Source organism: Rhizobium sp. PEPV16 (genome assembly GCF_008919455.1).
GTDB classification, from domain to species: Bacteria; Pseudomonadota; Alphaproteobacteria; order Rhizobiales; family Rhizobiaceae; genus Rhizobium; species Rhizobium leguminosarum_Q.
The window spans coordinates 1-23,069 of record NZ_VSZV01000279.1 but is presented as its reverse complement, the minus strand read 5'-3'; the positions used below and the strand labels follow the sequence as shown (position 1 = coordinate 23,069).

At 60.1% G+C, this 23,069-nt stretch carries 21 protein-coding genes; 8 read left to right on the top strand and 13 right to left on the bottom strand.

The features are described 5' to 3' along the window. Positions 1–137 precede the first annotated feature (137 nt). From FY112_RS12700 to FY112_RS12690, 3 genes are all read left to right on the top strand, one after another. Complete coding sequence (locus FY112_RS12700; protein ID WP_151518506.1) at positions 138–3,164, top strand: glycoside hydrolase family 38 C-terminal domain-containing protein; 3,027 nt, start codon at positions 138–140, stop codon at positions 3,162–3,164. A 148-nt stretch (positions 3,165–3,312) separates the two neighbouring features. Next, a complete protein-coding gene (locus FY112_RS12695; RefSeq protein WP_151518505.1) occupies positions 3,313–4,035 on the top strand; it encodes an antitoxin Xre/MbcA/ParS toxin-binding domain-containing protein in 723 nt (240 codons plus the stop codon). Beyond that, entirely contained in the window at positions 4,032–4,631 is a 600-nt protein-coding gene (locus FY112_RS12690) for an RES family NAD+ phosphorylase (RefSeq protein WP_151518504.1), read from the top strand. Before FY112_RS12695 ends, FY112_RS12690 begins: the two co-directional genes overlap by 4 nt. A gap of 53 nt (positions 4,632–4,684) precedes the next feature. Here the strand turns inward: FY112_RS12690 and FY112_RS12685 are convergent, their stop codons facing one another. Further along, a complete protein-coding gene (locus FY112_RS12685; protein WP_151518503.1) occupies positions 4,685–5,602 on the bottom strand; it encodes a LysR family transcriptional regulator in 918 nt (305 codons plus the stop codon). Between the two features lie 118 nt (positions 5,603–5,720). On the opposite strand from FY112_RS12685, the gene FY112_RS12680 reads away from it, so the two are divergent. Next, on the top strand, positions 5,721–6,563 hold the full coding sequence (locus tag FY112_RS12680; protein ID WP_151518502.1) for an alpha/beta hydrolase: 843 nt from the start codon (positions 5,721–5,723) through the stop codon (positions 6,561–6,563). A gap of 8 nt (positions 6,564–6,571) precedes the next feature. On the opposite strand, the gene FY112_RS12675 is transcribed toward FY112_RS12680, so the two are convergent. Beyond that, positions 6,572–7,210 carry a TetR/AcrR family transcriptional regulator gene (locus FY112_RS12675; protein ID WP_017957349.1) on the bottom strand — a complete coding sequence of 213 codons (639 nt, stop codon included), beginning with the start codon at positions 7,208–7,210 and terminating at the stop codon, positions 6,572–6,574. A 200-nt stretch (positions 7,211–7,410) separates the two neighbouring features. On the opposite strand from FY112_RS12675, the gene FY112_RS12670 reads away from it, so the two are divergent. Next, positions 7,411–9,873 carry a glycoside hydrolase family 3 C-terminal domain-containing protein gene (locus FY112_RS12670; protein ID WP_151518501.1) on the top strand — a complete coding sequence of 821 codons (2,463 nt, stop codon included), beginning with the start codon at positions 7,411–7,413 and terminating at the stop codon, positions 9,871–9,873. A gap of 107 nt (positions 9,874–9,980) precedes the next feature. Here the strand turns inward: FY112_RS12670 and FY112_RS12665 are convergent, their stop codons facing one another. Then, positions 9,981–10,331: a hypothetical protein gene (locus FY112_RS12665; protein ID WP_151518500.1), complete on the bottom strand. Its 351-nt coding sequence runs from the start codon at positions 10,329–10,331 to the stop codon at positions 9,981–9,983. A gap of 254 nt (positions 10,332–10,585) precedes the next feature. On the opposite strand from FY112_RS12665, the gene FY112_RS12660 reads away from it, so the two are divergent. After that, the gene (locus tag FY112_RS12660) at positions 10,586–11,056 is read left to right on the top strand and encodes an Hsp20 family protein (RefSeq protein ID WP_025396923.1); all 471 of its coding nucleotides are present in this window, start codon (positions 10,586–10,588) and stop codon (positions 11,054–11,056) included. A gap of 313 nt (positions 11,057–11,369) precedes the next feature. On the opposite strand, the gene FY112_RS12655 is transcribed toward FY112_RS12660, so the two are convergent. The 3 genes from FY112_RS12655 to FY112_RS12645 form a co-directional block, all read right to left on the bottom strand. Further along, entirely contained in the window at positions 11,370–11,906 is a 537-nt protein-coding gene (locus tag FY112_RS12655; protein ID WP_094088351.1) for an OmpA family protein, read from the bottom strand. Between the two features lie 14 nt (positions 11,907–11,920). After that, on the bottom strand, positions 11,921–12,595 hold the full coding sequence (locus FY112_RS12650; protein WP_094088026.1) for a L,D-transpeptidase: 675 nt from the start codon (positions 12,593–12,595) through the stop codon (positions 11,921–11,923). Between the two features lie 163 nt (positions 12,596–12,758). After that, on the bottom strand, positions 12,759–13,730 hold the full coding sequence (locus tag FY112_RS12645) for an alpha/beta hydrolase (RefSeq protein ID WP_151518499.1): 972 nt from the start codon (positions 13,728–13,730) through the stop codon (positions 12,759–12,761). A 125-nt stretch (positions 13,731–13,855) separates the two neighbouring features. Between FY112_RS12645 and FY112_RS12640 the strand changes: the two genes are divergently transcribed. Next, positions 13,856–14,905, top strand: a complete 1,050-nt coding sequence (locus FY112_RS12640) for an AI-2E family transporter (RefSeq protein ID WP_027664466.1) — start codon at positions 13,856–13,858, stop codon at positions 14,903–14,905. Between the two features lie 332 nt (positions 14,906–15,237). Continuing rightward, positions 15,238–15,663: a CBS domain-containing protein gene (locus FY112_RS12630; RefSeq protein WP_151518498.1), complete on the top strand. Its 426-nt coding sequence runs from the start codon at positions 15,238–15,240 to the stop codon at positions 15,661–15,663. 48 nt (positions 15,664–15,711) lie between these two features. On the opposite strand, the gene FY112_RS12625 is transcribed toward FY112_RS12630, so the two are convergent. From FY112_RS12625 to FY112_RS12595, 7 genes are all read right to left on the bottom strand, one after another. Beyond that, positions 15,712–16,713 (bottom strand): ABC transporter ATP-binding protein, encoded by a 1,002-nt coding sequence (locus tag FY112_RS12625; RefSeq protein ID WP_151518507.1) that lies wholly within the window; start codon positions 16,711–16,713, stop codon positions 15,712–15,714. Beyond that, positions 16,713–17,690, bottom strand: a complete 978-nt coding sequence (locus FY112_RS12620) for an ABC transporter ATP-binding protein (protein ID WP_094088029.1) — start codon at positions 17,688–17,690, stop codon at positions 16,713–16,715. Before FY112_RS12620 ends, FY112_RS12625 begins: the two co-directional genes overlap by 1 nt. Beyond that, the gene (locus tag FY112_RS12615; protein WP_017957361.1) at positions 17,687–18,601 is read right to left on the bottom strand and encodes an ABC transporter permease; all 915 of its coding nucleotides are present in this window, start codon (positions 18,599–18,601) and stop codon (positions 17,687–17,689) included. Before FY112_RS12615 ends, FY112_RS12620 begins: the two co-directional genes overlap by 4 nt. Before the next feature lie 4 nt (positions 18,602–18,605). Next, positions 18,606–19,580 (bottom strand): ABC transporter permease, encoded by a 975-nt coding sequence (locus FY112_RS12610; RefSeq protein WP_017957362.1) that lies wholly within the window; start codon positions 19,578–19,580, stop codon positions 18,606–18,608. A gap of 64 nt (positions 19,581–19,644) precedes the next feature. Beyond that, on the bottom strand, positions 19,645–21,255 hold the full coding sequence (gene ggt / locus FY112_RS12605; RefSeq protein WP_017957363.1) for a gamma-glutamyltransferase: 1,611 nt from the start codon (positions 21,253–21,255) through the stop codon (positions 19,645–19,647). Continuing rightward, positions 21,252–22,106, bottom strand: a complete 855-nt coding sequence (locus tag FY112_RS12600) for a hydrolase (protein ID WP_027664459.1) — start codon at positions 22,104–22,106, stop codon at positions 21,252–21,254. The genes ggt and FY112_RS12600 overlap by 4 nt, the downstream gene beginning before the upstream one ends. Positions 22,107–22,262: 156 nt before the next feature. After that, a partial coding sequence (locus tag FY112_RS12595) for an ABC transporter substrate-binding protein (RefSeq protein ID WP_246700659.1) occupies positions 22,263–23,069 on the bottom strand: 807 nt, incomplete at its 5' end.

Genomic DNA, 23,069 nt, shown 5'->3' with positions numbered 1-23,069 from the left:
CTCTGCAAGCCTGCTTGGAGGAGGGGCCGGGCAATCGCGATGTCGGTCGCGCCATCTTCATCTCCCCCAACCCATGACCACGACCCCAAAAGCATGACGACAAGATTGTCAGCCGTCGATTTTCAACAGGATAAGCCATGCCTCTGACCATTGCCCAGCGCCTCGATCGTCTCAAAGTTCGCATTGCCGAGTTGGCGCATTGGCGAGATCGACAAAGTGCTGCGATCGACGGCTGGACTTTCGAGGGCGAGCCGATTGGCCATCACCAGGATTGGCCGCACCGCCAGGGAGTGGTGCATTTTGCCGCGACCGCTGAAGCGCCGGAGGCGTGGCCTCTCGACAATATTCGCCTGCAGCTCGATCTCGGCGGCGAGAGCCTGATTACGCTGAGCTATCCCGATGGAGAGACGGAAACATTCGGTCTCGATCCCTATCATCAGGAATTCCCGGTGAAGGGCCGCCGCCTCTCGATCGCGACGGAAACCGTCGCCCGTTTTCCGTTCGGCGAGCCCAATCGAGCGCCCAAGCTCAACAAGGCGCGATTTATCTGGCTCGATGGTCCCGCTCATCGCCTGCATCTTCTGCTGAAGCAGGTTGCCGAGGCAATCGATGCGCTCGGCGAACATGAAGTCGTGCCGCATCTGATGGATGCCGCCGAGCATGCCTTGCGCAACCTCGATTGGCCGTCGGATACGGCGGCCTACATCTCCCGCACATCCGGCGCCGTCATGCAGCAGAAGATCTGGGAACTGCCGGAGCTTGAGGTCAATCCGGCAGGCCTCACGGAAGAGCAGAGCGCTTCGGCAGCCACGGCCTTCGAGGCTCTGACGGCGCGGTTGAGGGAGCTGCAGAAGCGCTTCCCGCCGAATGGAGAATTGCTGCTGACGGGCCATGCGCATATCGATCTCGCCTGGCTTTGGCCCTATCGCGAGACGCGGCGGAAAATGCGGCGCACCTTCAATACGGCGCTCTCGCTGATGGAGCGCTCCGACGATTTCCGCTTCAATCAATCGACCGCCCATTATTACGCGCAGATGGAAGAGGAAGACCCGGAGCTTCTCTATCGCATCAAGAAGAAGGTCGCCGAGGGAAAATGGGAAACCGTCGGCGGCATGTGGGTGGAGCCCGACACGAACATGCCGACCGGCGAAAGCCTCGTCCGTCAGGTTCTCTATGGTCAGCGTTATTTCGAAAAGACCTTCGGCACCCGCCATACGGTCTGCTGGCTGCCGGATTGCTTCGGCTTTTCAGGCGCGCTGCCGCAAATCCTGAGACAGGGCGGTATCGACAGCTTCTTCACGATCAAGGTCAACTGGAGCGAGACCAACCATATTCCCTCCGATCTCTTCTGGTGGAAGGGCCTCGACGGCAGCCGGGTGCTGACCCACACGTTCGACAATCCCATGCAGGGTTATAACGGCTTCGTACAACCCGATTGCTACGTGCCGACATGGAAGAATTTCCGCGGCAAGACGCAGCACGATACCTCGCTGCTAGCCGTCGGCTATGGCGACGGCGGCGGCGGCGTCACGCCGGAGATGGTCGAGCGCGAGGTGCAGTTGCGCGATTTCCCGGCTATCCCGCAGGCCCGCTGGGGCACCGTCAAAAGCTATTACGAGCAGGCGCACCGCACCGCAGGGGAAAAGAACCTTCCGGTGTGGGATGGCGAAATCTATCTCGAACTGCATCGTGCGACGCTGACGTCGCAAAGCGGCGTCAAGCGCAAGCATCGCCAGGCCGAACGGGCGCTGATCACCGCTGAAACCATCGCTTCACTGGCGCATATGCTCGGAGCAGACAGGCCGAAAAGCCTCGAAGCGGATTGGCGCGTGGTGCTGAAGAACGAATTTCACGACATTCTGCCAGGCTCGAGCATCCGCGAAGTCTATCAGGATGCAGAGCAGGAACTGGACGGCGTCATCGAACATGCCAAGGCCGAACAGGCGAGGGGATTACAAGTGCTGTCGGCCAAGCTGCCGAAGGGCGGGGTTGGCGATGCCCTCGTCGTCGTCAATCCGTCTCTTGCGCCGAGGCCGCTCAGCGCGACACTCTCTGACGGCACGGTCATTGCGGCCGCGGATTTCGTTGCGCCCTTATCCGTCGCGGCCTTCAACAAGGGTTCGCTCAAGCCGGCAGGCGGGCTGAAGGCAGGCCCCGACCGTCTCGAAAACGACCACCTCTCGGTCTCCATCGGCAAGGATGGGGCGGTTTCGAGCCTTCTTCACAAGGCCACGGGCCGGGAAGCGGTCGACGGCTCGGCCAACCAGCTCTGGGTCTATCCCGCCGACAAGCCGCGCAACTGGGACGCCTGGGACATCGACGCGGATTATGCCGAAAAGGCCGTCCGCCTCGATGCGCCTGACAGTATCACCCTCGTTGAAGACGGCCCGCACCGCGCGGCGATCCGCGTCGTTTACCGCTACCGGAATTCGAGCGTCACGCAGACCTATGTGCTGACGGCCAACGCCAAGCGGCTCGACATCGAAACGACGATCGACTGGCATGATCGCCGCACCCTGCTGCGAACCCTGAACCCGGTCGCCGCGCAGGCCCGCAAGGCAACCTTCGAATGCGCCTTTGGCATCGTCGAGAGGGCAACGCACACGAATACGTCCTGGGAGCAGGCGATGTTCGAGGCCGTCGCGCATCGCTTCGTCGATATCAGCGAGCCGGACTTCGGGGTCGCGCTGCTCAACAATGCCAAATACGGCCACAGCGCGCGCGGCAATGTGATCGGCATGAGCCTCGTGCGCGGGCCTATCTATCCGGATCCGCTGGCCGACGAAGGCGAGCAGAGCTTCACCTATGCGTTGATGCCGCATGAAGGCGCCTGGCATGAAGGCGGCGTTCTCGACGAGGCGATCGATCTCAACCAACCGCTCGTCTCGGCCGAAGCCAGCGGCCTCTCCGCCGGCACTTTCGCGCCACTTACGGTCACCGGCATCCCCGTCGCATTCTCCGGACTGAAGCCGGCGGAAGAGGGCGACGGCCTCATTCTGCGCCTCTATGAACCGGCCGGCCGGCGCGGCAGGCTTGCCCTCGACCTGCCTTCCGGATGGGCAGCATCGCAGCCGCTGAACATTCTCGAAGAGCCGATGGAGCGGAAGGGACCTGCCGACATCATGCCGTTCGAAGTCAGGACCTGGAAGCTGCAGAATGGCTGATGTTCCTTTCCCGGGAGATCCCGCCTCGCCGCTTCGATGCAGCGAGGCGTTGCGGGTCTAACCATAGAGCAAACCCGCTTGGTGGGACAAGCTGGACAAATGGGTCATTTGAGACTATATCAGCTCCTGTAAGAACGGAGATAGTTTAATGGCTGGTTCCCATGTGCAGCTGGATCGTGCTCGTCAGGCGCAGGTCGCCGATCGTGTTGCCGCCAAAGTCGCCGATGTGCTGAAAGCCGACGCTACATTCGAGTCCGGCTCGGTTGCCCTGTCCGCCAGAATTGCGGGAGCGGCGGCGGCGGCCATTCTCGATCTTCCCGTTAGCGTACGACGCGAACTCAGCAAGCGACAGGGCGAACTTGCCCGCCGCATTCGTGGTCTGGTGGAGACCTTCAGCGATGCACCTGATGGCGGCAAGATCGCGCTTGAAATTCCGAAGGCCGTGGAACCCTCCAGGGGCGAAGGGCTTGGGAAGATCGCTACGGCGGAGGAAGGCGAGCGACTGCTGGGCGAGCTTGCGGTTGCCCGCAAGCTCGAGGATTGGGCGGGGCCGGTTGCCGGCGCAAACGAACTCCAGCGCGAATTCGGAATTGCGCGCTCCACCCTCAATCGCTGGCAGCATGCCGGCGAGGTTATCGCGCTGCTGACAGGAACGAGGAAGCACGTCTATCCGATCGAACAATTCATCGACGGGCGTCCAGCAAAGGGCATAGGAACGATTGCCGCTCTCGTTTCCAATCAGCGGGTGGCATGGCTGTGGCTCAGCCAGCCGAATCCCATGCTGGGCGGGCGCCGGCCCATAAACCTCTTGAAACAGGATCATGCGGATGAGGTCGTCGACGCGGCCCAGACCTATTTCGCCGCGCAATGACGCTCGACAAGGCCGTCCTGCAGCGCCTCGCCGTTCGCGCCGACGTCACCGACTATGTCAGAATCATCTCGCGCGCTCACGCCGCGATGCCTCTCGGTATGGGCTTCGGCAAGACGCGGTTTTCGAGCCCGAGGGATAAGTTCCGGTTGCTCTATCTCGCTCAGGATCCCGCGACGGCGATCGCGGAGACGATCGTTCGTGACCGGTTTCAAGGCAAGGCCGAGCGATTGATACTGCGGGAAGAGTTCGACCGCTATTCGATCGCCGTTATTCGAAACCCCAATCCGCTTTTCCTGCTCGACCTGCGCTACGAAGGCGCAAACCTGCTCGGGGTCTCGACAGATGCCGTTCGAGCCAGGGCACAGACCAGCGGACGCCGGCTCAGTCAGGAAATCTACGATCGCACCAATGTCGACGGCATTCTCTACATGTCCCGGATCACCAACAAGCAGTGCGTTGCCGTCTATGATCGCGCTACGGCCAGCATTGAGGCCGACAGCCCCGCATGGGATCTCATCCGCTTGTCCGCGCTCGGCCCCATACTCGATGCCTTGCACCTCACGGTCATAGATAGGGGAATGATGTCCAATCGGTGAGAAAAGACGCGCGGCGCTGTCGTGCCTCGGCGTTCGGCCGATTTCGATCATCGCTACAAACTTGACGCCGGTCGAAAAGCGTCGGGTCGGGCGGCAACGTTCGCAACTACGAAATCCACGAAAGCGCGGACTTTGGGTGAAAGCTGGCGATTGGACGGCCAGACGAGCGAGATCGAACCGTACGGCACCATGAAGGAGGTCAGGACGGGGACCAAACTTCCGGCTCGCATATGGGGCTCTGCGACGTAGACAGGCAGATGCGCAAGGCCCAAACCGTCCCGTGCTGCCCGCAGCCCTGCGTCCGTATTGTTGAATGTAAGGCTTCTTGGGAAAATTACCCGATCGTATGGCGGGCGGAATGCCCACGGCGCGAGCCGGCCGCTGGATGGGTATTTGAAATGAATGCAGGCATGTTGGGAGAGGTCATCCGGGGTCCCCGGTCGCCCATGGCGCTTGAGATAATCGGGACTTCCGCAAACGACGAAATGCTGATCGCCAAGAGGGCGGGCAATCAATCGTGCATCGGCAAGCTCACCACTGCGCACGACGACATCCAGGCCTTCTGCCACTACGTCGATGACCTTGTCTTCGAAATCGATGTCCAGTTCGATCTCCGGAAATTGCTCGGCAAAAGTGGGTAAAATCGGCATGAGAAGGTGATGCCCGACTATATGCGGTACGCTGACGCGAAGGCGCCCCTTTGGTCGTTCCCGACTTCGCGAGATTGTGGCCTCTGCGTCGTGCATGTCATCGATGATGCGTTTGTAGCGCTCGTAGAGGACCGCTCCTTCCTCGGTCAGGCTGATACTGCGCGTCGTCCGGTTGAAGAGCCGCACGCCCAGCCGGCCTTCGAGACGCGCCACTGCCTTTCCGATCGCGGACGGCGAAACTCCGCCAACCCTAGCGGCTGCGACATAGCTCTGCTGTTCGGCGGCGTGAACGAAGGCGACAACACTTGCGAGACTGTCCACATAAGCACCCGATTGAAGATATTTTGTCCTTTATGTAAATCCAAGAGCCGCAATTGATCAATATTGCATACGAAATATCCTCTGTCTCCATGCGCAGCCAGCCAAAGGAGTGAGCGGTATGCGGGACTTTGCAAAAGAACGACCCGAGCACACGGAAAAATACATCGGAGAGAATGACCTATTTCTCGAAATATTTCATGGGCACAGCGTTCCAGGGCAGTCCGTTCGGCCGCCTTTGCTCTTTGTTCACGGCGCCTTTACCGGGAGCTGGATGTGGAGCAAATACATTCCTCATTTCATATCCGCTGGTTGGACCTCCTATTGCGTCAACCTGCGAGGCCACTACAAAAGCAGGTCGATGGATTTCACCAAAATCCTGTTTGAAGATTACCTGGAAGACATCCGGCTGGTGATCTCCGAAATCGTCGAAGAATGTGGAACTCCTCCCATCGTGATCGCTTTCAGCATGGGAGGAATCCTGAGCCAGAAACTGGCGGAAAGCGTGAAGATAGCCGGGCTGGTGCTGATCGATTCCAGCATTTGCAAGGAAGTGCATGCTGAGGCGCCCTATCGCGATCTCGCGTTGCGAATGCCCGGCCTCGTCGTGCCTGCTCCCGTGCGCGACGAGCAGATCAGTACCGACGAAACATTCGAGGATATCGAATTCCAGCGGAAGTATCTCTCCATGGAATCTGCAAAGGCATTCAGCGCATTTTCCTTTCATTTCGGGGCGGAGGGGATTTCCATCGAAGGCTGGAAGATCGCCTGTCCCAGCCTCGTCATCTGCGCCATCAACGACGAATCCGACGAACATCGAGGCCGGGCGACAGCACGTCACATCGGTAGCGAGTATCTAGGTCTCTGGGGTACGACACATACCGGTCTGCTTGTCGGGCAGAGGTATTACGAAGCCGTAAGCCGCATTATGGCCTGGTTGCCACGCTTTGATGGAAGGCAGTAAGCCAAGGCTCAGTCCTCTAACCCAAGGCTCGCCAGCAGGCGGCTGATATAGGCTTCCAATCCGCCGACCATATCGAAGCGGGTGGGATCGCGCAGCCAGAGCATCTGAAGGCCGTCCATCACCGCGATCAGCTCGGCCGCCATTGCCCTGCCATCGATCTTGCCGTCTATCGAGCCGTCGGCGACGGCCTGGTCGAAGGTGGCGGCGATGTCGTTCTGCAGCTCCGTGGCGCGATCGAGAAACCATGCCTTGGCCGGGTGATCCTTCATCAGGCTCTCGGCATTCAGGATGGCGAAGGCCCTGATGACCTCGATCATTTCGGCGTTGCGGCGGAAGACCCCGACCATGCCCTTCAGCAGGCCACGGAGGTCGGAACGGTAGGGCCCGATGAAGCTTTCGCTTTCGAGATCGCGCTTGTCCAGAATGGCAAGCAGGAGATCGACCTTGGTCGGAAAATGGTGCAGCAGGCCGGGCAGCGACAGGCCGACGTCGCGGGCGATATCGCCGATCGCAGCATTCTGGTAGCCGTCTTCGGCAAAGCGCCGCATCGCAGCCGACAGGATCTCCGCGCGGCGCACTTCGCCCTTGCGAGATCTACGCTGTCGCTTTTCCTCCTGTCCGGTCTTCGATTCGAAAAATTCTGCCATCGTCTCGTCTGCCTCTTTCTAACGCCCTCCATCCATACATTACGGGGCGCATAGTTGACATCTTAATAATACCGAGTAATCGGTAGGTTTAAGAACTGCCTGGCGCGTGGAGAAGTTGGCGTCGCCACCGGATGAATTGGCACAGGGCATGCTCGGCCAGCACGTCGCAATGCCCGAATTCCATTGAAGGGGAGGTTTGCATGATCGATTCCATTCTCGACAAGATGACGCTCGAGGAGCAGGTCTCCCTGCTATCAGGCGCCGATTTCTGGACGACTGTTCCCATCGAGCGTCTGGATGTGCCGAAGATCAAGGTGACGGACGGGCCGAATGGCGCTCGCGGCGCGGGCTCGCTGGTCGGCGGCGTCAAGGCGACCTGTTTTCCTGTCGCCATCGCGCTCGGCGCCACCTGGAATCCCGATCTCGTCGAGCGCATGGGCGTGGCGCTTGCCCACCAGGCAAAGAGCAAGGGTGCCGCCGTGCTGCTCGCGCCCACGGTGAATATCCATCGTTCCGGGCTCAACGGGCGAAATTTCGAATGTTATTCCGAGGATCCGATGCTGACCGCGGAACTCGCCGTCGCCTATATCAAGGGCGTGCAGAGCCAGGGGATCGCGGCGACGATCAAGCACTTCGCCGGCAACGAATCCGAGATCGAGCGGCAGACCATGTCTTCCGATATCGACGAGCGGACGTTGCGCGAAATCTACTTTCCGCCCTTCGAACAGGCGGTCAGGCGCGCCGGCGTAATGGCCGTCATGTCCTCCTATAATCGCCTCAACGGCACCTATACGAGCGAGCATGCGTGGCTGCTGACCAAGGTGCTGCGTGAGGAATGGGGATTCGACGGGATCGTCATGTCCGACTGGTTCGGTTCGCATTCGACGGCCGAGACGATCAATGCCGGTCTTGATCTCGAAATGCCCGGCCCGGCGCGTGATCGCGGCGAGAAGCTGGTTGCCGCCGTGCGCGAGGGCAGGGTCGAAGCGGCAACGGTGCGGGCGGCGGCGCGGCGGATCCTGCTGCTGCTCGAGCGGGTCGGTGCCTTCGAGAAGAGGCCCGACCTCACGGAGCAGGCAGTCGACCTGACGGAAGACCGGGCGCTGATCCGGCGTCTCGGCTCAGAGGGCGCAGTCCTGCTGAAGAACGACGGCATCCTGCCGCTTGCCAAGACGTCGCTCGACCGGATCGCCGTCATCGGACCCAACGCCGCGAGCGCGCGTGTCATGGGCGGCGGCAGCGCGCAGATCGCGGCGCATTATACGGTCAGTCCGCTCGAAGGCATTCGAGCCGCCCTTTCCAATGCCAACAGCGTCAGCCACGCCGTCGGCTGCCGCCACAACCGTCTGATCGAGGTGGCCAAGGGAAAGATCACCGTCGAATATTTCAGGGGGCGTGGTTGCCAGGGCACTCCGCTTCATGTCGAAACCGTCGACAAGGGTGAGTTCTTCTGGTTCGAGCTGCCGTCGGCCGAGCTCGACCCAACCGATTTCTCGGCACGGATGACGATGCAATTCGTGCCGGAGGAGAGCGGCGATCATGTCTTCGGCATGACCAACGCCGGACTGGCGCGGCTCTTCGTCGATGGCAGGCTCCAGGTTGACGGCCATGACGGCTGGACGCGCGGCGAAAACTATTTCGGCACGGCCAATGACGAACAGCGCGGCACGGTGGCGCTCGATGCGAGCCGAGCCCATGCCGTCACCGTGGAATATGATCCGCCGGTGGCAAATGGGGAGGGGATCAACCTCACGGCCATTCGCTTCGGCGTCGAAAAGCCCTTGGGCGAGGCCGATATCGAGGACGCCGTCGAGACGGCGCTAAATGCCGATGTGGCGCTTCTCTTCGTCGGCCGCGATGGCGAATGGGATACCGAGGGCTTGGACCTGCCCGACATGCGGCTTCCGGGCCGGCAGGAAGAGCTGATCGAGCGGGTCGCGGCCGTCAACGCCAACACCGTGGTCGTGCTGCAGACCGGCGGCCCGGTGGAAATGCCCTGGCTCGGTAAGGTTCGCGCCGTGTTGCAGATCTGGTATCCGGGGCAGGAGCTAGGCAATGCCGTCGCTGATGTCCTCTTCGGCGACGTCGAGCCCGGCGGACGCCTGCCGCAAACATTCCCGAAGGCGCTTGCCGACAATTCAGCCATGACGGGCGATCCAGCCGTCTATCCGGGTAAGGATGGGCATGTGCGCTATGCCGAAGGCGTGTTCGTCGGCTACCGTCACCACGATACACGCGCTGTCGAGCCGCTCTTCCCCTTCGGTTTCGGCCTTGGATATACGCGCTTCAACTGGCGCGAGCCGCGTCTGTCGGCGAGCGACATGGGTACCGAAGGCGTGACTGTCAGCATCGATCTGACCAACATCGGCGACCGGACCGGGTCGGAACTGGTCCAGCTCTATGTGCGTTCGCCAAAATCCAAGGTGGAGCGGCCGGACAAGGAACTGCGCGCCTTCGCAAAGCTTTCGCTGCTGCCCGGTGAGACAGGGACAGCCGAAATGAAGATCCTGCCGCGCGATCTCGCTTATTTCGACGTCGAGTCCGGTGCCTTCCGCACTGAGCCCGGCGACTACCAACTGGTCGTTGCGGCAAATGCCGCGGATATCAGGTTCATCATCGAACTGCCGTCACCACTCGATTACCTGCTGCCGCCATCGCAGTAAGATAGTCGCACACCGGATAGGCCGCCATGTCATCGTTGCGGTCGCATTCGATCGACAAAGGACGCGCTCGATAGGCAATAGGAGCGCGACTATCCCTCCACCAGAGATCAACGAGCTCGGATATAGCTCGTCATCCAAGGACGAAAGCGTCGGAGCTCTTTGCCGACACGGCCTGCCGTACCACCTCCGCCATCCAGAGCTTCGAGCGCGGCGATAATATCGGCATAACGAACCGGAGAGGGCACGCCAGGCGGTTGCCGCAGTTCCGGAACGGACTCTACCGCATAGAGATCTGAAGCCCACGACGCCAGGATCGCTCTCTTCTCCTGCGCGGAGATGTCGGCGGCAAGAACTTCGTTCGGAGAGGTGAAATGAAGATGGGGATGAAGAATGTGCGAGGCGGAGATCGCCTCGATAACGCCATCCGGAGGGGTCGTGCTGATGCTTTTGCCGGTCATGAACTTCTCCCAGAAAATTCCACGCAAGCGAAGAACATCTTCAGGCACCATTCGATTTAGGTGAAGGAAAACAGCGTTCAAGAGGCTTGCGGTCTGCCGGAAGCGTCGACCAAAAAATTTTTTAGATGTCCTCTTGAATCGAAAAACGCTCGAAACCAGATCATTTTCGTCGACAGCGCAAAGGCGGGTCGACCAGACCGGAGACGCGTTTTCGACGCGTCTCCATTCCATGTTGCTTTACGGAGGATATGGCTATGAGAAACGAACTTGACTTCGCACCCCTTTACCGGTCCAGCATCGGCTTCGACCGGGTCTTCAACCTCTTGAACAATGCGCAGCGGCTGCAGGCGATCGAGACCTGGCCACCCTATGACATCGTCAAGACGAGCGAAGACGACTATCGTATCCAGATGGCAGTCGCCGGTTTCGCCGAGGCCGATCTCGAAATCACCCAGGAGCGGAACGTGCTCGTGGTGAAAGGCCAGAAGGCCGAAGGGAAGGATGGCGAATATCTGCATCGCGGCATTGCCGGGCGCGCGTTTGAACGTCGCTTCGAACTGGCGGACCACGTCAGGGTCGAGAATGCGTCCCTGACGAACGGTATTCTCTCGATCGCGCTGAAGCGTGAGGTGCCGGAAGCCATGAAGCCGCGCAAGATCGCAATTGGAGACGGCTCCTTTCAGCAGGCGCCTCTTCAGATCGAAGCCGAGCGCCAGGTGGCTTAAGGAGGGCTTCTCGATGAAGTCCCGGAAAAAGCCGTTCACGGTCGAAATCAGGAAACGCCGCGGGGCAAGTGCAAAGGACGCGGGAAAGCGTGTGCTCTCGAAGCTTCTTGACAAGCTCCGCTCCGGAGCCTCGGTTCCGGTAGCGCGATCCTGAATTGAGTTGGATGCAGGAGGGCCGGCTTGGTGGCCGGCCCTTTGTCCGACGGACCACCCTACTGGCTTCGCCGCATCCCCCAAATGCTCCTACGCCACGTCGTCTTGCCGCGAATTACCTGGCTTCGTCCCCTGTTGCACAAGGGCATTCGCGAAGAGATCAGACGGCGTCGGGCTGCTTGCGGAGATTGGAGACGACGCGCCGGTTCTGCACTTTGCAGGAGCGCTCTGTGCAATCGCGGACTTCGCGCTCGTTCCCGTAACCCTTGGCCCACATCCGTTTTGCGTCCACGCCCTTTGAGATAAGATAAGCCATTGCCGCGTCGGCACGCTTCTGCGACAGCGTCTCCATGTTGGACGCGGACCCTGAATCGTCGGCGAATCCTTGCAGCTTGAGCATCCAGGTCGGGTTGTTGTTGAGCCAGCTGGCTTGTTTGTCCAACGTCGCCATGGCGACGGAATCGAGCTTGGCAGAGTCCTGTGTAAAATAGATCCGTCGGCCGACATTCAGGATAAAATCTTCCGCGCTGCCAGCCGCGACGTTTTCGAAACCAGGCGCCGGATCGTTCGTCTGGCCGGTCATTGGCACCGCCGCAGGTTCTTCGAGCGAGGCGAGTTCGGTGGTAGAGCAGGCGGCAAGCGCCAAGAGCATTGTCGCGGCGAGAAGGCGCCAGGTAAATCCGGTCGCAATAGAGATCAAGGTGAAATTCCTTATTCGACCGGGGTTGTCTGGCTGACCTGAGTGGCGCTTTCAGCCTGGTCTGCAATATGCGGCAGAACCTGCACCGCAGTGCCGATGGGGCAACGCTGGTAAAGATCGATGGCGTCTTCGTTGAACATGCGGATACAGCCGCTGGAGGCATCCTTGCCGATACTCCAAGGCTCCAGCGTGCCGTGGAATCGATAGCCGGTGTCGACGCCGTCGCGATGCAGGTACATGGCGCGGGGGCCGAGCGGATTCTTCGGTGAGCCTCCCGCCACGAATTCGGGCAGTTCGGGGTGGCGCTTGCGCATCTCCGGCGGTGGCGTCCAACGCGGCCAAAGCGATTTGGCGTCGATCGTGGCACGGCCAAACCATTTGAAGCCCTCGCGGCCGACGCCGACGCCGTAGCGGATGGCCGTCTTGTTCTCCATGATCACGTAGAGAAAATGGTGCCGCGTATCGACCACAACGGTGCCGATCGGCTCGCTGCTGAAATATTTGACGACCTGGCGGTGCCACTTCCTGTCGATCTTGGAAAAGTTGGTCCTTCGGAACGTCACGCCATTGTCGACGGTGGTGCCGTCGAAATAGGAAGACGCCGCGGCGAAGACCGGTTTCCGGACTGCACCGGCGCCAAGTAACGCCAATCCACCAAGCACAATATTTCTGCGAGTCCACGGCATCGGCAATATCCCCCTTAGAGCCAAGCAGCGAAGCGTCAGTAAATCAGATTTTTCATTTGCGACAATAGAAAAATCATCTCCACCCTAAAGGCAGAGATCGGGTCGCGGGCCTCCTGTGTCTGGTATTGCCCCATCTTGCTCTGGAATGCCGCAGCGCTTCGAATTAAAGGGCCGGGGATTCATCTCCTCTGAAGACCGGCATGTACTCTTTACGAGATGGCGCTTCCACAACCGCCTGCGAGCCGATGCTCCTCACCCGCGGCAGTTCCGTTTCTTGTGCGAATGCCTTCACAAGATCACCAAGCATCCGTCGCGCAACGCCAGGGACCACATGATGGGGCAAATGCCCGACACCTTCCAGCAATCTGACGATCGGCCTCGGATGCTTCGTGCAAAGCCAATCAATATGCCACTTCGGTGAAATCACGCGGTCCGCCATCCCGAAGAGAACGTGCAGGGGAAGATCGTCAGGCAGATCTGGAAGGCGCTCCATGTCTCGGTTGAAGGCGCGCAACTCGTCGGCCATCGTGCGGATGGTAATGGGATTGACCACGTGAGAGGCCGGCAGGCCCAAGAGATGCGAAGGCAGGGGATTGGGAAAAGAGGACGACCTCAGACCTCGATCAAGAAAGAATGCTGGCCACCGGCCGATGACGTGCTGGCGGATCAACGGCCCGACCACCGGAGCGACCGCCGATCTAAGCACAATCAATGGCTTCGAAGGCACAGGCGCGCAACATGGGGAAATGAGAAAAAGTCCGCTGACGAGGTCTGGTCTTCTTGCAGCAAGGTGTAACGCCGCTGCGCTGCCGATCGAGTGCGCCACAATCCTCACCTCCGGCAGGTCAAGAGACGCGAGAAGGCGTTCAAGCCAGAAGGACTGTCCCTCAGGTCCACGCTCAGCCGGTGCAGGCGGCGTGCTTAGTCCATAGCCAGGCCGGTCGGGTGCAATGATCCGGAAATCGCTGTTGTCGAAGGGAAGTAAAATTTCCTGCGCAAGACTGCCGCAGCCATGCAGGAGGAGGACTGGAATGCCATGTGGGTTGCCACCGTCAAGGATGTGAACATCCTGATCTTCAACGTGAATTGTTGTTCCGAGTGTCGGCTGGACTGGCTTCACTAACATGAGCCGCATAACTAAGACCGGAAGAAGAAGTTCCGGCCGGTTGCGGGACGGCGCCTACGGCATCGAGCCGTTAGGCCCAGCGCTCCCGCCTTATCTGTGCTACCATTATCGCGGTCTCGAAGCGGAAAGATCGAATGCTCCTTCAGCGTGTCAGTTTCTATGTGCTTCTGGTCCTCGTGACCATTGCGTTCGTCGCCGTCGTGTTACCGTTCTATTCGGCGATATTCTGGGCAGTCGTCCTCGCCATCATCTTCTTCCCGCTTCACGCCCGTATAGAAGCTCGGCTGGGTGGGCGGGGAAACCTTGCTGCAGCGCTGTCTGTGTTGATCTGTCTCTGCGTGGTTATCATTCCCGGGCTGATCGTCCTCAGTTCACTCGTCCAGCAGGGCAACCATCTCTACCAACGTATGGACACTGGCGAGATCGACGTCCGGAGCTTTATTCATAATCTGCAGGAAGCATTACCCTTGTTCCTCCGCGACTGGCTCCGGAGCATCGAGCTGAACGGCGTCGATACGTTTCAGGACCGCGTCTCCTCGGCATTGATGCAGGGCGGCGGTTTTTTTGCCGGACGCGCCTTGAGCCTCGGTCAGAACACCCTGCGGTTCTTCGTCACCTTCGGCGTGATGCTCTATATCCTGTTCTTCATGTTCCGGGATGGGCGCGCCCTTGCCCGCGCCATCAGAAGAGCGCTGCCTCTCAGCGATGCCCATACTCTTCGCTTCACCTCCAAATTCACTTCGGTCGTTCACGCGACCGTGCGAGGCAATATTATCATCGCCATCATCCAGGGTTCGATCGGCGGCATCGCCTTCTGGGCCCTCGGCGTCGAGCCAGCCCTGCTGTGGGGCGTACTGATGAGCTTCCTGTCGCTGCTGCCTGCGGTCGGCGCCGCATTGATCTGGGTCCCCACGGCCATTTACCTGGCCCTGGCCGGTTTTTGGGTGAAGGCGATTGTGCTGGTTGCGGTCGGCGCCCTCGTCATCGGTCTTGTCGATAATCTTCTGCGGCCGCGCCTGGTCGGCAGGGAGACCAAGCTTCCCGACTATGTTGTCCTCATTTCCACCATTGGCGGCATTTCTCTACTAGGCATCAATGGTTTCGTGATCGGGCCGCTGATAGCCGCTCTCTTCATCGCCGCTTGGGGGATATTCGTGGAGGAGGAGGGCACGTCGGATTCCTGACGATGCGGCCGGAGCAATTAACGATGGCTTCCGGAACTTTCGTCTCCCTGGCTGGTTTGATAGATTCGAACCATCATCATGTTCAATCGACGCCAACCGCAAGGTCGGTTTTCGGAGCCTATGTTACTATAGTGATCCGAGCAAGGTGCGGAAAGTGCGCCACGGACTGCCGGCAGAAGTCCAGGCCCTCTGGTCGGATGCTGATAAGCCCCGTTGAAGATGGGTCGAGGAGTGACCAGGAGGAGCGGGCATAAATGGAGCCGCCTCCTTTCGGAACGACTCTCACCGCAACGTTTGACGTTCCGCTAACCGCACAAGCAGGAGGAAAGACCATGAAAGTGTCAGAGATCATGTCGCGCGATGTAGAAATCGCTAACCCTAATCAGACGATAGCCGAAATCGCGAGATGCATGGCCGACAGGCAGATCGGCTTCCTGCCGGTCGGCGACAACGACCGGCTCGTCGGAACCATCACCGACCGCGATCTCGTCGTGCGCGGGCTTGCCGTCGGACTCGGGGGCGATGCAAAGGTGCGCGAAGTCATGTCGCGCGATGTCAAATATTGTTTCGAAGACGAAGATGTCGACGACGTGACCCGCAATATGGGGCAGGTCCAGGTCCGTCGCCTTCCCGTCGTCAATCGTGACAAACGCCTTACCGGCGTCATCTCGCTCGGCGATGCGTCCCTGGCGGACACCGCTGCGGCGGGAGCCGGGTTGAAAAAAGTGTCCCGACCGGGCGGCGCTCATGCACATTAGAGGAGGATGATTTTAGGCCTGAAGCAATCAGCATCCCGTCGTTTGAGATCATTCGTTGAGGTGGCAAGCCGACAGGTGCCCCGGTGCAATTTCCTTTTTCACCGGCGCTTCCATATGACAGCGGTCCATCGCAAACGGGCATCTCGGATGGAAGTGACAGCCTTTCGGCGGGTTTATCGGGCTGGGGAGTTCGCCAACGACGGGCTTGAACTGCCGCTTGCCGGGTTCGATGCGCGGCACCTCGGCCAAGAGTGCTTTCGTGTAAGGATGATTGGGCCGCCTGAAAACCTCCTCGACGGGCGCCTCTTCGACGATGCGGCCGAGATACATGATCGCAACGCGATCGGAAATATGTTCCACGACGCCGAGATCATGGCTGACGAACAAATAGGTCAGGTCGAGCTTGTCACGAAGTTCCATGAACAGGTTGATCACCTGGGCCTGAATGGAAACGTCGAGTGCGGCGACGCTTTCGTCACAGACGAGGAATTTCGGCTGGACGGCGAGCGCGCGCGCAATATTGACGCGCTGTCGCTGACCGCCCGAAAACTGGTGCGGGTATCGCTTTTTCATGACCGGGTCGAAACCGGCCAGCATCAAATATCTGTCGACATAGACGTCGCGTTCCGTCGAGCGGGCAAGCCCATGTGTTCGAGGCGCCTCCCAGATAAGCTCCTCGACGGTCATGCGCGGATTGAGCGCCGCCATCGGGTTCTGGAAAATCATCTGGCTGGCGAGACCGAACTGATGCTGCTCACCTTTCGACATGGCGCTTCGATCCATCCCCTTCCAGAGAATCTGGCCCTGGCTTGGCGAGGTGATCCCTGCAATGGCGCGGCCGAGCGTCGACTTCCCGCAGCCGCTTTCACCGACAAGGCCGACAACCTCTCCGGGCCGGATGCTGAGGCTGACATTATCAAGCGCGTGAACGACAGGCGCCGGTTTGGCCAGCTTGAGCTTGAGCGCAATCTTGGCGGCGAGATCGGGCTTGGCTCCGAAGCGCTGCGACACGTTCCTCGCTTCGATCAGGGGCATGGCGGTCGTGGTCATCATGCTATCTCTTTCGTTACGGGATGAATGCAGCGGAAGGAGCGATCGCCTTCCGGCATGAGCGCCGGCATGACCAGACAGCCGTCGGTTGCCCGATCACAGCGCGTACGAAAACTGCATCCCTGTGGGAGCCGGTTGATCGCCGGCGTCATGCCGCGGATCTGGTGAAGGGGCTCTCCGCGTCTGTTTTGCGAAGGAACGGAGGCGATCAGACCGGCCGTGTAGGGATGGTGAGGATCGGTCAGAACCTTGCCCACCGGTCCGGTCTCGACGAGGCGGCCGGCATACATGACGGCGATCTCGTCGGCCAATCTTGAGACGATCGCCAGATCGTGGGTGATCCAGATCACTGCCGTATTTCCCTCTTCGGTGAGCTTCTGGAATTCGGAAATAATCTGGCTCTGGATCGTCACATCAAGCGCCGTTGTCGGTTCATCGGCGATAATAAGGTCCGGCTTGTGAAGAAGCGCGATGGCAATCGCCACGCGCTGGCGCATTCCGCCGGAAAACTGATGCGGATAGGCGGCAAGCCTTTCTTCAGGGCTTGGTATTCCGACCAGCGCCAAAGCATCCCGCGCCCGCTGCCGGGCGGTATCCTTCGAGACTCGCTCGTGTGCCTGGACGGCTTCCACCATCTGCGTCCCGACCGTCAGGACAGGGTTGAGCGTCATCATCGGATCCTGGAATACCATGGCGATCCGCTTGCCGCGCAGCTGCCGCATCTCTTCGTCCGAATATTTCGCAATGTCGGCGCCGTCGAAGATGACCCTGCCGCCAACAACTCGGCCGGGCTTATCGAGGAGCCGCATGATCGAGAAGCCGGTCACCGACTTTCCGGATCCGGATTCTCCCACAAGACCAAGGACCTTGCCGCGCTCCACCGTGAACGACACATCGTTGACGGCGCAAAGGCTGGGGCGTCCCCTACCGCCGCCGAATTCGGTGACGAGATTGCTCACTTGCAGCAATGGGGTCATGACATGTTCCTCGGGTTGAGGACATCGCGCAGCCGGTCGCCGACGAGATTGATCGCCGCGATCGTGACCAGAAGGGCAATGCCGGGAAAGAAGCTGATCCAGTAAAGGCCCGTCAGAAGATACTGGTAGCCCGTCGAGATCAGCATGCCGAGCGAGGGTTCGGTCACGGATGCACCGAGACCGAGGAAGGACAAGGTTGCTTCGAGGCCGATTGCCCGGGCGATCTGCATCGTGGCGATGACGATGACCGGCGCAAGACAGTTCGGCAGCAGGTGCCTGAAGAGGATGCGCCATCCGGGCAGGCGCAGCATCCGGGCCGCCTCGATATATTCCTTCTCGCGCTCGACCAGAGCGGTGCCGCGGACCGTTCGGGCATAGGTCGCCCACTCGGCGATGATCAGTGCGATCACGACGTTGGGTACGCCCTTGCCGAGCACGGCGAGCATCATGAGCGCCATCAATATGGTGGGAAACGAGAGCTGCAGATCGACGAGCCGCATCATCGCGGTTTCCGTGCGCCCTCCCATGTAAGCGGCGAACAGTCCGGCTGAGGTTCCGATGATGGCAGCAGCGAAAGCCGACAGAACGCCCACCAGCAAGGAGGTACGCAGGCCATAGAGGATGCCGGACAGGATATCGCGGCCCTGGCTGTCGGTACCGAGGTGATAGACAAGCCCGGTCATGGATTCGGACCCCGGCGGCAGTCGTCCATCCATGATGTCGAGCTGCATCAAATCATAGGGATTTTGCGGAGAGATCCATGGCGCAAACAGCGCCAGGCAACAGATGATCACCAGCGTGAGGAAGGCGATCGCGGCTGCCGGAGAGCAGAAGAAATCCGTGACCCCTTTCGACAGACGACTGGGTTCGGGCGTTGGAGCGCTGGTGTCTTGCGTTTGTGGTTCGGCCATGGGGTCAAGCCTTTCCTTCCAGCCGGACCCGCGGATCCAGAAGGGTATAACAGATATCGATGATGAAATTGAGGACGACGAAGAGCAGCACCATCATCATAAGGTAGGCGACGATAACTGGGCGATCGAGAAGGTTGATCGAGTCGATGATGAGCTTGCCCATGCCCGGCCACGCAAAGATGCTTTCGGTGACGACCGAAAAGGCGATGAGTGAGCCGAACTCGAGCCCGATGATGGTCACCACCGGGATCATCAGGTTCTTGAGAACGTGCACGGAAATGATCCGCCGCTCTCGCAATCCCTTGGCACGGGCAAACTTCACATAGTCCTGAGGAAGGACCTCTTGCACGCCGGCGCGGGTCAGCCGAAGAATGAGCGACGTCTTGAACAGAGCCAAGTTGAAGGCGGGCAATAAAAGGTGCCTGATGCCGTCTGCGGTCAGAAACGACCATTGTACGCCAAGCAGTTCTTGCGTCGGGCCGCGGCCATTCGTCGGCAACCAGCCGAGCTCGACGGAAAACACCATGATCAGCATGAGACCGACCCAGAAGGTCGGAAGCGAGAAGCCCAGAATTGAGCCGCTCATGATGAGCTTGGAGGAAATCCGATTGGGGTAGAGCCCTGCATACAGCCCAAGCGGCAGGCCGAACAGCAGCGCGATGCCGAGAGCCGTGATCGCCAGTTCGAGCGTCGCCGGGAGACGTTCGAGGATCAGACCGAGCGCCGGCCGCCCATAAACGAAGCTGTTGCCGAAGTCCCCGTGCAGAAGTCCTTGGAGAAACAGCAGATACTGTTTCCACAGCGGCTGATCCAGACCGTAATGCGCGATGACGAGTGCCCGCTCCGCCTGATTGGCGTCCGGGTTGATGAGGATGTCGACCGGGTTGCCGATCACATTGACGCCGATGAAGACAATGATCGTCATCGCGACAACGACGAACAGCGCCTGTATCAACCGCCTGATAATGGATGTGACCATTGAACCTCTCCCTACAGCGCCGCGCATCTTTTCGAGAGCCGCAAAGGACGCTGTAATTTTGAATCTAGGCGACCGAGATCGCCATCCCGTCGCGCTGCGGATCGGCCGCGCCTTTCGAGATGCCGCCGTCAATCTTGATCGCGTGGACTGCGGCGAACGCATATGTCTGCGGCGACCGCGCCACCTGGTAGCCCTGCGCCCGCAACTCGTCTTCGACAGAGTGTCGAATGCGATTGCAGATGTCGATCGTGTTTGACACCCCTACGATCCTCGGCGCCGAGACGGCTTCGAGCACGGACATGTCGAAATCGATCATGTTCATCAGGCATTGCGCAACGGCGGGCGCGATATAGCTGCCGCCTGGCGCTCCGATGACGATGCTGGGCTCGTCGCCCCTAAAGACGATCGTCGGTGCCGCCGAGCTGGGACGCCGCTTGCCGGGCGCGATGGAGCCGGGCTTGCCCGGAAGCGGATTAAAGCGGCTCATCGTGCCATTGTACATGAAGCCGAGGCTGTCGGTGATCGCGCCCGAGGGACTGCCGAGGGTGTGGGTCATCGCGACGGCATTGCCGTCCTTGTCGATCACCGAGATGTGGGTGGTGTCGCGCTGCGAGCTATCAAGACGCGAAACACTGGCGATCTCGCCCGCCTTGATCGCGCGGGCATGGGCCTTTGCATGCTCTTTCGACAGCAGCTTCTCATAGGGCACGTCGACATAGGCGGGATCGCCCATATGCGCGTCCTTGTCGATCGTCATCCGCTTCATCGCTTCGAACAGGATGCGGACATGATCGGCGCTGCCATGCTGCAGCGAGCCGACATCGAACTGCTCCATGATATGCAGGAGTTCCAGCATCGGGAAGCCCGAGCCTGGTGGAGGCGAGGTGGCAATGCGGTGGTCGCGGTAGTCGCCCCAAACCGGCTCTACCTTCGACAATTCGTAACGCGCCAGATCCTGCTGATCGATCAAGCCGCCATTTGCCTTGAAATCGCTGGCGATCTGTTCGGCCAGTTCGCCGTGATAGAAAATGTCCGAGCCACCGCTTCGCGCGATGCGTTCGAGGGTCTCTGCCATGTCCGTGTTGACGAGCAGGTCGCCGACATTCTTGAGCGTGCCGTCATCGTGGAAATAGGTTCTCCGGCCCGTTGCAGAAAATCGCAGCTTGTCGAGCGTGTTGGCAAAACCGTCATTCGACTGGTCCTTGGCCCAATACCAATGCATATGGTTTCGGATCATGAAACCGTTACGGGCAAGGCGGATAGCCGGCTTGATGAGATCGGCCCAATCGAAGGTGCCGTAGTCGCGCAGCGCGGTCTCATAGCCCTTGAGCGAGCCGGGGGTGCAGACGGCAAGATAGCCGATATCGGAAATATTGCCTTCAAGCACATAGCCGAAGCCGTCGCGGCTCTGGTGCTTGATCTTGTCGAGCCACATGTCCGGCGCAGCCTTCAACGGCGCGCGCGCATAAAATTCGAGGACCTCGTGCACGCCCTTTTTCGGCATGTAGACATGCATGGAGCCGAAGCCGCCGATGCCGGCCATCTGCGGGTCGACCACGCCCTGGACGAAAGCACAGGCGAGTGCTGCGTCGATGGCATTACCGCCGCGTTCGAGAACTTCCGCGCCGGCTTCGACGGCCTCCGGCTGAGGCGCTACGATCGTTGCATTTCTCATTTCGCGCGCCGCTCCTCCAGCACCTTTGCCAGGAAGGCCTTGACGTGACCGAGAACCTTCATCCGGTCGTGAGAGACGCCCGGAACACGATCGAACGTCACATCGACACCTGCTTCGCGGAATGAACTCGCCAAGGCGGCAAGGCGCTCGGGCCGCGTTTTACCGGCGTCGTTTGCGCCATCCATATAGTATTTTCCACCCGGCTTATGGGTGATTTCCCAGGTCTCCAGGTCGGCATCGCCGACGATCATATGCACCGGCACCGTGGCAAGATCTTCGGGCCGGAAGGACTTGCCGAAGCGCGTCTCCAGATCCCGAATGCCGACCCACCAGTCACGCGTCGGATCCAGAAGGGTGACGGAACCCGGTGCGCCGATCGATGCCGCCCAGAGCTTTTCCGGATACAGGATTGCGAAACGGTGCACGAAGTGCCCGCCGCCGGAGAAGCCAAAGATGGCGAATTTGGACCAATCCTGGCGGTATTTGTCGGCCATCTCCGCGACCATGGCGAGGACGACCTGATCGTAGCGGATGTCGCCTTCCTCAAGAAACTTGTAGCCGGAACGCGCACCATCGCCGAGAACGCCAACCGGGAAGATCGGGCAAAGGATGGCACAGTCGTTGTAGAGCCCGAATTCGGCAAAACCGTCGCGAAAGTCGATGGCCGACGTGCGCCCGGTGCCGTGGACCGCGACCAGGAGGTCGAGCTTGCGGCCGTCTGCCGCCGTCGGCGGCACATAAAGCACCATATGGAGGCGGGGATCGGCCTGAGAGGCGAAGATGGCCGTCTGGCCATAGTCATAGATGGCCTTCGCCCGGGCGACGGCTTCGCCCGTTCCAAGTTCCTGCATGAATGTCTCCTGGGAGATGAAGAAAGGGCGGCCTGGGGCCGGCCCCATGCTGCTGTTCTTAAAACGCGTCGCATCGAATGGATCCATGCGACGCACTTCAAGTCTTTATTGGATGCGTGTCGCCCAAAACCGCTGCGCGCTTTTGGGCGCCATGCATCAGTCCGCCGGCTTCACGTCGTAAGCGAGCGTATATTTGTCGCCGCGCGGGGTGTAGGACACGGTCTTCTTTGCACCCAGCACGACGTTTTCGTAATGCATCGGGAGAAGCCAGAGGTTGTTGAAGGTCTCGGTCGACAGTTCCTCGAGAAGGGGCGCACGTGCAGCTTGATCGAGCGTCGAACTGGCCTTGGCCAGCACCTGGTCGATCTTTGGATCGGACACGCCGCCGCCATTATATCTGCCCGTCCCCTTCTTCTCGTCGCGCGTGGCGACCAGCGCAACAGTCGGATTGGTGGTTTCGCCGGTGTTCACACCCCAGGAGCCGAAATAGATGCTGTAGGTGCCCTTTGAATAGGCTTCCGAATACATCGACCAGGGCAGGACCTCGACTTTCGATTTGATGCCGATGCGCGTGAACATCTGGCCGACCGCCTGCAGAACTTCGGCATCCTTGACGTAACGGCCAGAGGGGCCATGCAGGGTCAGGCTGAAGCCATCCGGATAACCAGCCTCAGCCAGAAGCGCCTTGGCGGCAGCAGGATCATAGCCCACCTTCTCGACTTTTTCGGAATAGCCCGCATAGCCTTGGACGACGAATTGATCGGCCACTGTGCCGTTCTTCTGCATGACGCGGTCGACGATTGCCGGCCGGTTGATCGACATCAGCATTGCGCGACGCACCCGTTCATCCTTGAGCGGGTTCTTGTCGAGATCGGAGCCGTCCGCAGCCTTCACGAAAGGTGAAACATCGCGGCTGACATCGAGGCCAAGATAAACGAAGCGGGAAGACAGGCCGTTGATGAC